This is a genomic window from Buchnera aphidicola, from assembly GCF_900128725.1.
Lineage (GTDB): Bacteria > Pseudomonadota > Gammaproteobacteria > Enterobacterales > Enterobacteriaceae > Buchnera_F > Buchnera_F aphidicola_K.
In genome coordinates this window covers 118,012-131,599 of record NZ_LT667500.1, presented here as the reverse complement: position 1 = coordinate 131,599, position 13,588 = coordinate 118,012, and the positions used below count along the sequence as shown (strand labels likewise).

General features: G+C 30.1%; 12 protein-coding genes. All 12 read right to left on the bottom strand.

Annotated elements, in window-relative coordinates; genetic code table 11:
- Positions 1–4 precede the first annotated feature (4 nt).
- The 12 genes from CINFORN2912_RS00565 to CINFORN2912_RS00510 all read right to left on the bottom strand — a co-directional run bounded on the left by CINFORN2912_RS00565 (position 5) and on the right by CINFORN2912_RS00510 (position 13,552).
- Positions 5–1,489, bottom strand: coding sequence for a complex I subunit 4 family protein (locus CINFORN2912_RS00565; RefSeq protein ID WP_075433725.1), 1,485 nt, complete (start codon positions 1,487–1,489; stop codon positions 5–7).
- 33 nt (positions 1,490–1,522) lie between these two features.
- Complete coding sequence (locus CINFORN2912_RS00560; protein WP_075433724.1) at positions 1,523–3,439, bottom strand: NADH-quinone oxidoreductase subunit L; 1,917 nt, start codon at positions 3,437–3,439, stop codon at positions 1,523–1,525.
- Entirely contained in the window at positions 3,436–3,753 is a 318-nt protein-coding gene (gene nuoK / locus CINFORN2912_RS00555) for an NADH-quinone oxidoreductase subunit NuoK (RefSeq protein ID WP_244268590.1), read from the bottom strand. The genes CINFORN2912_RS00560 and nuoK overlap by 4 nt, the downstream gene beginning before the upstream one ends.
- 26 nt (positions 3,754–3,779) lie before the next feature.
- Positions 3,780–4,265 carry an NADH-quinone oxidoreductase subunit J gene (locus tag CINFORN2912_RS00550; protein WP_075433722.1) on the bottom strand — a complete coding sequence of 162 codons (486 nt, stop codon included), beginning with the start codon at positions 4,263–4,265 and terminating at the stop codon, positions 3,780–3,782.
- Between the two features lie 12 nt (positions 4,266–4,277).
- Entirely contained in the window at positions 4,278–4,823 is a 546-nt protein-coding gene (gene nuoI / locus CINFORN2912_RS00545; protein WP_075433721.1) for an NADH-quinone oxidoreductase subunit NuoI, read from the bottom strand.
- A gap of 16 nt (positions 4,824–4,839) precedes the next feature.
- Positions 4,840–5,778 carry an NADH-quinone oxidoreductase subunit NuoH gene (nuoH, locus tag CINFORN2912_RS00540; protein ID WP_075433720.1) on the bottom strand — a complete coding sequence of 313 codons (939 nt, stop codon included), beginning with the start codon at positions 5,776–5,778 and terminating at the stop codon, positions 4,840–4,842.
- Positions 5,779–5,806: 28 nt separating this feature from the next.
- Entirely contained in the window at positions 5,807–8,545 is a 2,739-nt protein-coding gene (gene nuoG / locus CINFORN2912_RS00535) for an NADH-quinone oxidoreductase subunit NuoG (RefSeq protein ID WP_075433719.1), read from the bottom strand.
- Positions 8,546–8,653: 108 nt separating this feature from the next.
- Positions 8,654–9,979 (bottom strand): NADH-quinone oxidoreductase subunit NuoF, encoded by a 1,326-nt coding sequence (gene nuoF, locus CINFORN2912_RS00530; protein WP_075433718.1) that lies wholly within the window; start codon positions 9,977–9,979, stop codon positions 8,654–8,656.
- Positions 9,976–10,449, bottom strand: coding sequence for an NADH-quinone oxidoreductase subunit NuoE (gene nuoE / locus CINFORN2912_RS00525; RefSeq protein ID WP_075433717.1), 474 nt, complete (start codon positions 10,447–10,449; stop codon positions 9,976–9,978). Before nuoE ends, nuoF begins: the two co-directional genes overlap by 4 nt.
- Before the next feature lie 28 nt (positions 10,450–10,477).
- Complete coding sequence (nuoC, locus tag CINFORN2912_RS00520) at positions 10,478–12,274, bottom strand: NADH-quinone oxidoreductase subunit C/D (protein ID WP_075433716.1); 1,797 nt, start codon at positions 12,272–12,274, stop codon at positions 10,478–10,480.
- 110 nt (positions 12,275–12,384) lie between these two features.
- On the bottom strand, positions 12,385–13,062 hold the full coding sequence (locus CINFORN2912_RS00515) for a NuoB/complex I 20 kDa subunit family protein (protein ID WP_075433715.1): 678 nt from the start codon (positions 13,060–13,062) through the stop codon (positions 12,385–12,387).
- Between the two features lie 118 nt (positions 13,063–13,180).
- On the bottom strand, positions 13,181–13,552 hold the full coding sequence (locus tag CINFORN2912_RS00510; protein WP_154101260.1) for an NADH-quinone oxidoreductase subunit A: 372 nt from the start codon (positions 13,550–13,552) through the stop codon (positions 13,181–13,183).
- Between the last annotated feature and the right edge of the window lie 36 nt (positions 13,553–13,588).

Genomic DNA, 13,588 nt, shown 5'->3' with positions numbered 1-13,588 from the left:
TTTGTTAAAATAACTTTTTTGGTATTTCATGCCAAAAATCTAAAAAAATTTTTGGATATAATCCTAAAAAGAGGATGCAAAAAACAAAAAAAGATAATGTTATTAAATCAAAAATATTTAATTCCCCGATTATTCCTTTATAATCAGAGATTCCATAAAACATACGCTGTATAACGATCACAGAATAAATAGAAGAAAGCAACAAGGTCGCAACAAAAAAACTACCAAGAACTGGAAATGATGAAAAAATGCCAAAAAACATCATCAATTCACCACTAAAGTTACCAGTGAAGGGAATATTTAAGTTTGCAAAAGAAAAAAATAAAAAAAATGATGGAATAAATCGCATGCAAGACCATAATCCCTTCATTTTTAAAATATTTTGCGTTCCTGTATAATGAAAAATTTTTCCTATCAATATTAATAAAGCCGTCGTAGAAATAATATAAGAAAATAAATACAAAAAACTGCCTTGATAAGCAAATATGTTTTTACTGCTTAAAGCAGAAAAAATTATCCCCATGCTAGCAATAGAAGAATAAGACATTAATCTTTTTAAATTTGTCTGAGAAAAAGCTACTATATAGCTATAAAAAGCAGAAAATAATCCTAAAGTTACGAAAAAAAAAGAAAACGAATTAAAAGCACGAGGAAATAATATTAAGCAGAATCTCAATAACCCATATATTGCCGGTTTTAATACAACGCCAATTAAATCAATAGATCCTGATGTAGAAAGACATGCTTGAGTATCTGGAAGCCAACTATGAAACGGAACTAAGGGCATTTTTATTATAAAAGATACCAAGAAACCCAACATTAAAAATACTTCTGTATAAAATGAACAAGAAACATTTTTTAAAAAAAAATAATTAAAAGTCCAAATTCCTGAAAAATTATAATAAATACGTGATAAATTTAAAATAGAAAACAATAAAACTAAACCAGATAACTGGGAATAGACAAAAAATTTATGAGCAACAAAAATATTATTACTACAATCAAAACAACTCTTCCCCCAAAAAATAATCAAAAAATACATAGGCAATAATATCATTTCCCAAAATAAAAAAAACAATAGCATATCTAAAGATAAAAAAATACCAAAAATCCCTGACATCATGCATAATAATAAAAAATAAAATATTTCTGATTTATCGTATACATTGTCCCATTCACAAAAAACTGCTAACAAGCCTAAAACAGAAGTTAAAAAAATCATACACCATGATAATTTATCTAGACCCAAGTAAAAAGAAATTCCATAATAAGGAAGCCACGCTTTATAATATACGGCCATAAATGGAAATATTTCAGAATTTAAATCATGATTCTTATAATGATAATAGATACAAAATAATGATCCTAATAAACAAATAAACATAGAAAACAAAGCAACATATCGCGGATACTTGCTATTAAATAAACCTGTTAGTATTGATAAAAAAGACCCTAAAAGAGGTACAAAAATAAAAATTAAAAGCATCATGAAATATATTTTTCCTTTTCCAATATATTAAAGTTATATATGTGAAATTTTTATAAGCATTATGTTTGACGGGTATATTGATTCAATATAATGATTTTGATTAATAAAAATAATTAAACAAGATACTATTAAGCACAAAAGATACCATCTTACATGGTACAAAACGCTAAAAGGTTCTATCTTAAATATTTCCATCTTGAAAAAAACAATATATCTGTAAAAAAAATTCTCTACATGAAAAAACTTTTTACTGTCTAAATACTTCGATATATTGATGTATCCCCGCACAAATAAATAAGAGTAAATAAAATCAAAAAACCAATAATTCGTACTCAAAATATACCAAGGATAAAATATTACTTGTAAAAAATTTTTTTTCAAAAAAAACTTTTCGTATTTATAGAACACATAAGTGGCAATAAAACCTATGATTGATATAGTAAAAGTAATACATTCCATATACGCATATTCTGAATTAGAGAAAGTCAATTTACCAAAAAAATTGGAGAAAATATTAGACGTTATATTCCAAGTCACAGGCGTGCAACCTACGCTAAGAGCCAATAAAGGCGCATAATAAAAAACATTTTTTTTAATATAAATTAAATCAGATGAATTTTGTCGGTGAAAAATTAAAAAAATCATTCTCAATGAATATATGGATGTAAAAAATACTCCTAAAAAACAACATACGATCAACCATAGCTCTCTTCTATGCATCAAATGAAATAAAATATCTCCCTTGCTATAAAAGCTTGATGTAATAAAGGGCAAAGAAACTAAAGAAACACTTCCTATTAAAAAAGTAATATACACAAAGGGTATTTTTTTATATAAACCGCCCATTTTAAAAATATCTTGTTCATTGTTAACATGCTTTATAATAGACCCTGCGGATAAAAATAATAAAGATTTAAAAAAAGCATGAGAAACCAAATGCAAAAATGCACCTTTTACATTATTAGATCCTAATGCTACAAACATATAACCTATTTGGCTCATCGTCGAAAAAGCTAAAATGCGTTTAATATTTTTTTCAAAAATAGCAGACAGACTTGATATTAAAATAGTAAAACAACCAATAATAGACAGAAATGTCATAACACGATCGCTACAAATAAATAAAGGATATGTTCGAATAATTAAATAAATACCCATAACCACCATAGTAGCGGCATGAATTAAAGCCGAGGCAGGAGTAGGGCCAGACATAGCTCCTATTAACCATGTATGTACTGGCACTTGAGCAGATTTTCCTATTGCTGCAACCGTTAAAAATAACGTCATCCAAAACAAATAGTTGGTATGATTATTTAAAAAAATCATTTCTTTAGAAAAATACTTTAATTCAAAAAACTCTAATGTATGAAATTTTAATATAATTAAAAAAATGGCAATTAAAAAAAATACATCTCCTATACGAGTCATTAAAAATGACTTAATAGCTGCATATCCATTATTCTTTTTATTCATATAAAAGCCAATTAATAAATATGAGCATACCCCAACTGCCTCCCAGGCAAAAAACATGCTCATTAAATTACTTGCTAATACGAAAAAAACCATAAAGGATACAAATAAATTCATATACATAAAATATTTTATGTATTCAAGAGAATCTTTCATATACCAAAATGAAAATAAATATACACATATACTAATGAAAAGCACTACTCCTAGCATACATAAGGAAAAAAAATCTATTATGCAACTAAACTGCATACAATAATCACCTAATGTCAACCACCGAAACACAGGAATAAAAAAAACGTTTGATGTACTGAGTGAGTGGTAATAATCATATACAGAATATACAAAAATACAAAAAGATAAAAAAAGAAATAAAATGCTCACTGCAGAAACGCGCTTATTAGAAAGTTGATTCTGAAAAAAAACTAATAAAAAAAAACTAATTAATGGAAAAATACCAGCATAATAAATTAAATTCATTTATGGGTCTCGCTTAATTTATATATATCTAACGTATGATAACGTCGATAAATTTTTACAAACATTGCTAATAATATGCTTACCTCGGTAGCCGCCGATGTAATAATAAAGATATAAAAAACCTGACCGTTTGACTGTCCCCAATAATGCCCAATCAAAATTATCATTAACATAATAGAATTGGTTAACAACTCTAAACTAATGAGTATATATATTAAATTATTATGTATTAACAAGGAAAAAATTCCTATAAAAAATAAAATAATAGAGACTATAATTCCGTGATTTAAAAAAACCATAATTTTGTATATCATCCCGTATAGAAAAATAAAAATAAATTTTATTTTTTTAAAAAAAAATAAGCTAGTAGCGAAGCGGATAGCAATAGAAGAGAAGCAATTTCTACTAAAAAAATATATTTACCAAATAGACATAAACCAACTTTTTTGAGCGCAACAGTTTTAAATATTAATACTTTATTTTTTTCAATAATAAATTGAAAAATTAATATGCCCAACAACAATAAAACACATACTAAAATAAATAAATTAAAAAGTTTTTTTAATTGTCTTAACTCTATATTCGTATGATACGCCTGCATTTTCATTAACATAACCACAAACAAAAATAACACTAAAATTGCTCCGGCGTACAAAACTATTTCTGCAGCTCCAATAAAAAAAGACCCTATCGAAAAAAAAATACTGGCAATGGAACAAGCTAGCAAGATTAAATACATCAATGCATAAATAGGATTATTGCTTTGTGCTATTAATATTGCAAAAAAAACAGAAAAAAAATTAAATAAATAAAATATAAAAACCATAAAAATTTTTCCTTACGGCAACAAAGATGTAATATCAACGCAGTTTGATATCTTTTTTAAAACTACGTCATTTGATTTTTTATCATTTTTTACTCCAGAAATAGAATAGAAATTATATTTTGGAAATTTTCCTGGACCTGAGATTAATAAATCACTTTTTTCATAAATTAAATTTTTTCTTTTAAATTCACTTAATTCTATGTCTGGAATCAATTGAATGGCTGCAGTTGGACAAGCTTCTTCGCATAAACCACAGAAAATACAACGAGAAAAATTTATTCTAAAAAATTTTGCATACCAGCGCCCTTCTTTATTTTCTGATTTTTTTAATGAAATACAATCAACGGGACAGACTGCAGCACAAAGATTACACGCAACACAACGCTCTAAACCATCAGGACTTCGAGTTAAAATAATACGGCCACGATATCTCAATGATAAATTTAATGGCTCATCGGGATATAAGCGAGTTTCTCTTGGTGAAAAAATATTAAAAAAAATCATATAAATACTGCGTATACAGCTAAAAAAACCAAAAAGAATATTTTTTATATTCATGCTTCAGGCACCCAAATTATAATAAAACTTTTAAAGATGTAATAAAAATATTTAATAATGAAATCGGGAGGCAAAATTTCCACGCAAAAATCATAACATGATCATATCTAGGACGCGGCAAAGAAGCTCTCAATAAGATAAATAAAAAAATAAAAAATAAAGCTTTTAGTATAAACCAAACAATAGGAGCAAACCATGGACCTAACCAACCCCCAAAAAATAAACATACCATTAAAGATGAAACTGACATAATAGCAATATACTCACTTATAAAAAACATTCCAAACTTCATTCCGGAATACTCAATATGATATCCATCCGCTAGCTCTTGCTCGGATTCAGGTTGATCAAAAGGATGTCTATGACAAACAGCCATGCACGCAATAAAAAACATAATAAAACCCAAAAACTGAGGAACAATATTCCAAATATTTTTTTGGGAATTAACAATATCAATTAAGTTAAAAGACCCACAACGAATAACCGGGCCCATAGCGGACAAGCCTAAAAATACTTCATAACTCAACATTTGAGCTACTGCACGAATGGCTCCTAACAAAGAATACTTATTATTACTTGACCAACCTGCTAATAATATTCCATATACAGACAAAGAAGACATCATTAAAAAAAATAAGATTCCGATATCTAAATTAATAATCATATATTTAGGGGTGAGAGGAATTACGGAACATATACATAAAAAAGATACAAAAGAAATAACCGGCGCAATAATAAACAACACTTTATCACTAAAAGGAGGAACCCAGTCCTCTTTAAAAAGCAATTTAATACCATCGGCACAGATCTGCATAAAACCTTGCCAACCTACTCGATTAGGACCATAGCGATTTTGCAACCACCCTAATGTTTTACGTTCTATTAAGCTCAAAAAACTTGCGCTTAGAACAATTAACATCACTGAACACAGAGAAATAAAAACTGGATTGCTCATAACATCAGCGCCTTATTGATAAGATATTTTATTCCTTATATTTAATTAAATTATAAGCAACATGATTAAACAAAGATATTGGAAAACCCTTACAACCGAAAAGTATCCCTATATGAAGCAAGCAAATTTTATTAGATAACTGAACGGGGAATTTAAAAGTAATACCATTAACTTGAAATTGTAATATATCTCCTTCATTAATAAATATTTTAGCAGCATCTAAATAATTTACTTTAGCGTAAGAATTATTTATTTTCATAATATTCGAAAAATAACTGTGACTAACCTCTTCGCTGCCTAATATTTTATAATAAGGAATGATTTTAAAGGAAGATAAGCTATTTTGAGAATGTTCTGGGGAATTCGTTAAAGAAAAGCTTTTAAAGATTTTTTTATTATAGTTCCGAAGTAATAAAATGCCTTCATAATCATTGGAATTTAAATCCAAAAATCTTTTTGGTGATTTATAAAATGACTGGTTGGAATTCCATTTAGGAGACCATAAAAAAGGAGAATAGGAAAAATTATTTTCAGTTTGTTGATTACCCTCCATAGAAAAAGAAAACATACTATCAGGGTCTTTAGGAGTAGTCGGTTCATGTACATCTTTATCGGAAAAAAGAGCAGTTCGACCACTACAACGTACGGGAGATCTAGCAATTTTTTGGCCTAAAACCTGAAAAGAAGACGAAGGAGATACTCTCGAAATATGTTTAAAAATAGGATGCCATAAAGAACATAGCTTCGTCATTTGATCAATACCAAAAGCTTGAATTAAAGAAAATAATCGTATTTTTTTATAAATAGCATATATCCAACGCCAGCTTTCTAGTTTAAGCATTTTTTTATTATAAAAATTAGGATCGTGTGTTTTAAAAAATCTTTGTAAACGAGCCTCATAATTTACAAAATGACCGGAGCTTTCCGAAAAACTAGTACACGATAAAAAAATATCAGAACGCTCTATGGTTTTGTGATTGTAGTGATCTAAGACAATTATAGTTTTAATTTTTTTAAAAATACTATCAAGTACCTTCGATTCATAAAATCTATATAAATCATTTTCTAGAATAATTAAAACATCTACTTTATTGGAATTAATAACATTGAACATAGCGTCACAAGAAATAGCTGGGATTAAAGAAAGACCCATGCTATTTGTTGATGGAGGAAATAAAGCAAGACCAATTGGTAAATCTTTTTTTTGTAATGCCCGGGCAATATTATACGATACTTTAATAATATCTACATTATTTAAGGATGCTCCAGAAATAATTAACGGTTTTTTTGCATGACATAATTGCTTAACAATACTATCGATTTTTAAAAATATACTATCATCATCTTGATCGTTACTATTTCCGTAATTATTAATTCCGTCTAATATTAATTTACTAAACTGCAATTGCTGTTTTATTGAGCCGCAGTAGCTTATATTGCAAATATCATCTAATTTTGTAGAATCAGTTTGAACTATAAATAAAGGATTTTTTTGATTTTGAATAACGTTTTTCACGGCGTTAACATGCCATATAGGTATCTTGCTACCTTTTACGGCATGAGAATTGACTTTTCTAATTGCTTGACGCACAGACAAAGCTGCTAAAGGAGCTGTTTGAGTGATATCTTCGCCAATAATTAAAATCACATCATATGTTTCTATTTCCACAAGAGAAGGGTTATGTATATCGCTGTTTTGAGCTATCTGTGTGATAATTTTCATACACTCATCGGCTTCAGACAACATGCCGTTAGAAAAATTCTCTGGTCCTACTAAATGACATAAGGCAGCATTGCTTTCTACGCTAGCTCTTGAAGAGCCTATGCCTAATATTTTATTTGAAGATTTCTCTATAATATTAATTATTAACGATATAACATGATCATAATCTAGAAATTTTTTTCTATTATTTTTTTGACGAAAAGGTTTCGTAATATCATTAAAATTAACATGATTACAACCAAATCTCCCTAAATCGCACAAGAAATACTTATTAATAGACGAATGATACCTATTATCTATACGACATAACTTTCCTAGTCGCGAGCCTAAACTAGTGTTGCATCCGATGCTGCAGTTAGGGCATATACTAGGAGCATATTGTAAGTCCCATTTACGGTGAAAATTTTGAATATTTGTTTTATCGGTAAAGACGCCTGTAGGACATACATCAATTAAATTACCAGAATATTCGCTTTCCAATATACCGTCAGATAATCGTCCAAAATAAATTTTATTATTGGAGCCGTATACGCCGAAATCTGAGCCTCCAGCATAGTCAACATAATACCGAACACAACGATAACACGTAATGCACCGGTTCATTGTGTGCGAAACAAACGGGCCTAAATATTGATTTTTAAAAATACGTTTTTTAAATCTGTAGCGACGTATATTATGTTGATTTAATACAGTCATGTCCTGTAAATGACAACAACCTCCTTCGGGGCAAATTGGACAATCATGCGGATGATTCAACATCATTAATTCAGAAATACTTTTTTGAAATTTTTTTGTGCTACTATTTAAGGTAGATATCCGCATACCTTCCTGAATTTCAGACATACAAGCCATAATAATAGATCCTGATTGATCCTTTTGATCTCGATATACTGTAATAGCACATTGCCTACATGATCCAACACTCCCTAAAGCAGGATGCCAACAAAAAAACGGTACGTCTACTCCAATAGATAAACACGCTTGTAATAAATTACCCGATGATTTTATGTGATATTCTTTATCGTCCACGTAAATTTTAACCATTGTAAGTTACTCGCCTTCAAAAATTAGTTATGAGACTATATAAAAAAAAATTGTTTTCGCTTGTAAATTATATAACGAAATTATCAGGATTCTCTTTTTTATCAACCTCTATTCATACAGAGGAATAACCTCTATATTGTTACTATCTTTTTCTTCCCGCCCTCTAATACCAACTTCAAATTCATCACGAAATAAAGTTAATGCACTCTGTAGCGGAGAAATTGCTCCTGGAGCGTGAGCGCAAAAAGTTTTTCCAGGACCTAAATTATAACAAAGCTCTTCTAGAACTTTTACATCATCACTAAACCCTTTCTTTTTTTTTAAATCTTTTAATATTTTAACGATCCACGGCAAACCCTCTCTACACGGAGTACAGAAACCGCATGATTCACGAGAGAAAAAGCTTTCAATATTGATTAATAACGCAAGCATATCAACTGTATTATCTATAGCCATAGCTATTCCCGTTCCTAATCGACTGCCTAGATTCTGTAGACTAGTAAAGTCCATATTTACGTCAATACAGCGACTGGATAATATATGAGTCCCAGCTCCTCCTGGCTGCCAAGCTTTTAGAGTTAAATTTTTTTGCATACCTCCAGCATAATCTTCTAAAACCTCTCTTGCTGTAATTCCAATAGGTAATTCCCACAAACCTGGTCTATTTACTCGACCAGAAAATCCTAATAACTTAGTACCTGAATCTACGCTTTTAGACAAACTTAAATACCATTTTGGACCATTTAATATAATTGCGGGAATATTAGATAACGTTTCGACGTTATTGACGCAGGTAGGTTTTCCCCATAAACCGTGAGTGGCTGGAAAAGGAGGTTTGTATCTTGGATTAGCTCTCCGCCCCTCTAAAGAATTAATTAGCGCAGTTTCTTCTCCGCAAATATAACGACCCGCCCCCGTATGCAAAAATAAATCAAAATTAAAACCGCTGTGAAGTATATTTTTGCCCAAAAAACCTAATTGATAAGCTTCATTAATAGACTGAATTAAAATTCTTTCTGACAAATAATAGTCACCTCGTAAAAAAATATATCCACAATTAGATTGTAAAGCAAACGCACTTAATATCATACCTTCAATTAATTGATGCGGAAAATGCTCTATTAAAAATTTATCTTTATATGTCCCTGGTTCCATTTCATCTGCATTACAAATTAAATATTTATCTTTTTTTTCAACATTCTGTGACATTAGCTTCCATTTAATCCCAGTAGGAAAGCCAGCCCCGCCTCTTCCCCTTAAACCCGATTCTTGTATCAAGGTGATAATTTCTACCGGACATAATCGTTTTAAAGATTTTCGTAAAGCCTGATAGCCGCCTGTTTTGCAGTATTCTGTTATACTCAGCATTTGCGAATATTTGTCTAAGCGCCATGTTAGAGGGTGCGTTTCTGCAGTTTTTAATATATCTTTCATTTATATTTTTCCAAAACATTCACAATTTTTTTAGAATTAAGATTAGTATATAATTGTTCATTAATTAAAAGAGCCGGACCTTTATCACAAGCGCCTAAACAACAGGTTGGTAGTAACGTAAAGCGATGGTCTTTAGTAGTTTCGCCCGATTTTATTCCTAAACTACATACTAATTGTTTCTCAACATCACAGTATCCATTAATAAAACATACGACACTGTCACAGTATCGAATAAGATATCGGCCAATTGGTTGACGAAAAATATGACAATAAAAAGTTGCAACTCCCTCTACATCACATTCTGATATGGATAATATTTTAGCAATATCTGAAATAGCTTCGGGACTCACCCATCTTCTATTTTTTTGTACAATTTTTAATGCTTCTATACAAGCTGCTCTTGCATCTATATAACATTTTTTCTTTAATAAAATTTCAGAAATCTCTGATTGCTTTAAATAAGGCACTATTTTTTTTCCTAATTAAATATAAAAACCCTTAACGATCTACATCCGACATCACGAAATCAATACTGCCGAGATAAACGATTAAATCAGATATTACATGTCCACGTATAACCGAAGGAATTTGTTGTAAATGAGCAAAACTGGGTGTACGAATACGAGTCCGATAACTTACAGAATTACCATCACTGATTAAATAATAACTATTTATACCTTTTGTAGCTTCAACCATTTGCAAACTCTCATTGGGTGAAATGACAGGACCCCAAGACATCTGTAAAAAATGCGTGATCATGCTTTCGATATGAAATAAGGTGTTATTTTTTTGAGGCGGAGTCGTTAGTGGGTGTGGAGATTTAAAAGCACCTTCCGGCATATTAAGTAGGCATTGGTTCAAAATTTTTAAACTTTGTCTAATTTCTTCAACTTTTAATAATACTCGAGTATAGGCATCGCTGATCTTATTACCAATAGGAACTTCAAAATCAAAATTTTGATAACCTGAATACGGTCGTTTTTTTCTGACATCAAAATCTACTCCTGTAGCCCTCAAACCAGCTCCAGTAATTCCCCACGTCAACGCTTCATTCTTGCAATAAGCAGCTACACCCTGAGATCTAGACATCAGAATTCTATTTTTTAAGGCTGTATTTATATAAAAATCTAACCTTTTAGGCATCCATTCTAAAAATTCTTTTAAAAATTTATTCCAACCTTGGGGCAAGTCTTTTGCTACTCCACCAATTCGGAACCACGCCGGATGCATTCTAGCGCCGGTAATGCACTCAATTAAATCATAAATCTTTTGCCGGTCAGTAAACGCTAGAAAAACAGTACTCATACTCCCTACATCTTGAATAAACGTTGAGATAAATAATAAATGACTATTAATCCGGAATAACTCTGACAACAAAACTCTTATAAACTGCACTCTATTAGATACAGTAATACCAGCTAATGTCTCTACGGCTAGAATGTAAGGCATTTCATTTATACACCCGCCTAAATACTCTATACGATCAGTATAAGGAATATAATTATGCCAAGATTGACGTTCAGCAATTTTTTCTGCACCACGATGGTGATAACCAATATCAGGAATACAATTTATTATTCTTTCTCCTCGTAATTGTAATATAATGCGAAAAGCTCCATGAGAAGAAGGGTGATTCGGTCCGAAATTTAAAAACATATACTCCGAACCATTAGAATTTTTGCGCTTTAAGCCCCAATCTTCAGGACAAAAGCGCAAAGACTCCATAGCTATATCTTCTTTTTGTTTTGTAAAAAAAAATTTATCAAATTCTGTAGCTCGCGAAGCATAATCTTTACGCAAAGGATGCCCGACCCAATTTTTGGGCATAAGAATTCTATTTAAACAAGGGTGACCTATGAATTTTATACCAAACATGTCCCAAGTTTCGCGCTCATACCAATTAGCATTTAAAAAAATTGAGGTAATCGTAGGTAATTGTAGATGTTTTTTTAATAAAGCTACTTTTAAAATCAAATCACTGTTATGAATAACAGAAAAAAAATGATAAAATACTGTAAAATCAGTACGCGGCATACCAATAATATTTTTTCTTAAACTTTCATCCACACCATGCAAATCAAATAACATTTCATAACAACATTCATTATTTTTTTTCAAAAATATAACAACTTGTTTTAAAATCGAAGCAGAAACCCATATAATGGGACACGTTAAATATGTGTTTTGTATAAAAAATTTCTTTTTTCCAAATAAGTTAAATAAAGATAAAATAATTGGGTTTTTTTTATAAAAATTTTTATTTGTACTGTTTAAAAAAAAAACTTTTTTCTGAATCTATATTAGGCATAATTTAGTCTCTAAGTCATAAGCAATATAACAATTAAAATAAATACATCAAATTACACAAGATTATTTTGTACAACACTCTTTAGGATCTAAAGAAATTAGAAACTATCTTGACAATCAATATTAACTACAGAAATTCTTTTTTTGTAGTTTTTTTTTTTTTCAGATACGGAATTAATTTTGTAGGTACCTTGTTCCCCCACAACCCATGATAACGGTCGACGTTCATTAGCGATAGATTTTTGTAATAGAGCTAATGCATGCATATATGCTTCTGGACGAGGTGGGCAACCTGGTATATACACATCTACAGGGAGAAATTTATCTACTCCTTGCACCACAGAATAAACGTCATACATTCCTCCAGAATTGGCGCATGCTCCCATAGAAATAACCCATTTAGGCTCTAACATTTGGTCATATAGTCGCTGAATAACAGGAGCCATTTTTATAAATGGAGTTCCTGCAATAACCATAAAATCAGCTTGTCGCGGAGAAGTGCGCAAGACTTCGGAACCAAAACGCGAAACATCATGTACAGAAGTAAATGAGCTTACCATCTCAACGTAACAACATGACAAACCAAAATTATAAGGCCATAAAGAATTTTTTCTTCCCCAATTAACAAGATTGTGCATCCATTTAGAAATAGTACCAAAAAAAACATTGTTGCTGATTTGTTGGTCTAAAGGATCAGGAACAGATTTCGCTCGATGTAATGGATATTTATCATTTTTAGAATTATGTATGTTTGCTTTAATCAACGTATATTGCATATTTTACATCCTGCTACAGTTAAAAATGTTTTACCTAATAAATAAAATGCAGTTTTCAAAAACAATAATTTTAAAATATCCGACCCAGAAAACCAAATAAACAAATTACAAGATTTAGTTATTCAGAAAGAACCCACTCAAATACTTTTTCTTTAATTAAATAAAACAAAGTCATTAATAAAATTAAAATAAAAGAACTAACTTCCAAAAAACCAATCCAACCTACTTCACGAACACAAAGAGCCCAAATATATAAATACAAAACCTCTATATCAAAAATAACAAACAAAATAGCAATTAAAGAAAATTTAATTGGAAGATTTAACCGAGCGCTCCCAAGCGAAACAATGCCTGATTCAAATGGATCAGGAGGGTTTCTAAAAGATGATTTGCCTCCTAAAATATATCCTAAAAATAAAATTATTAAGCAAATCATAAAACTAAAAAATATAAAATATAAAAAACTCAAGGATTGCTGTTCAGTCTTCATAAAAATGTTAAAACTCGAAAAATTAATATTTTTTAA

What these genes read in the sequence shown, in the direction of transcription:
- nuoG (WP_075433719.1), bottom strand. Translation starts at nt 8,545, where the DNA reads ATGGTTAAAATTTACGTGGACGATAAAGAATATCACATAAAATCATCG.
- CINFORN2912_RS00560 (WP_075433724.1), bottom strand. Translation starts at nt 3,439, where the DNA reads ATGAATTTAATTTATTATGCTGGTATTTTTCCATTAATTAGTTTTTTT.
- CINFORN2912_RS00515 (WP_075433715.1), bottom strand. Translation starts at nt 13,062, where the DNA reads ATGCAATATACGTTGATTAAAGCAAACATACATAATTCTAAAAATGAT.
- CINFORN2912_RS00510 (WP_154101260.1), bottom strand. Translation starts at nt 13,552, where the DNA reads ATGAAGACTGAACAGCAATCCTTGAGTTTTTTATATTTTATATTTTTT.
- nuoK (WP_244268590.1), bottom strand. Translation starts at nt 3,753, where the DNA reads ATGATATACAAAATTATGGTTTTTTTAAATCACGGAATTATAGTCTCT.
- nuoF (WP_075433718.1), bottom strand. Translation starts at nt 9,979, where the DNA reads ATGAAAGATATATTAAAAACTGCAGAAACGCACCCTCTAACATGGCGC.
- CINFORN2912_RS00565 (WP_075433725.1), bottom strand. Translation starts at nt 1,489, where the DNA reads ATGATGCTTTTAATTTTTATTTTTGTACCTCTTTTAGGGTCTTTTTTA.
- CINFORN2912_RS00550 (WP_075433722.1), bottom strand. Translation starts at nt 4,265, where the DNA reads ATGGTTTTTATATTTTATTTATTTAATTTTTTTTCTGTTTTTTTTGCA.
- nuoH (WP_075433720.1), bottom strand. Translation starts at nt 5,778, where the DNA reads ATGAGCAATCCAGTTTTTATTTCTCTGTGTTCAGTGATGTTAATTGTT.
- nuoI (WP_075433721.1), bottom strand. Translation starts at nt 4,823, where the DNA reads ATGAATATAAAAAATATTCTTTTTGGTTTTTTTAGCTGTATACGCAGT.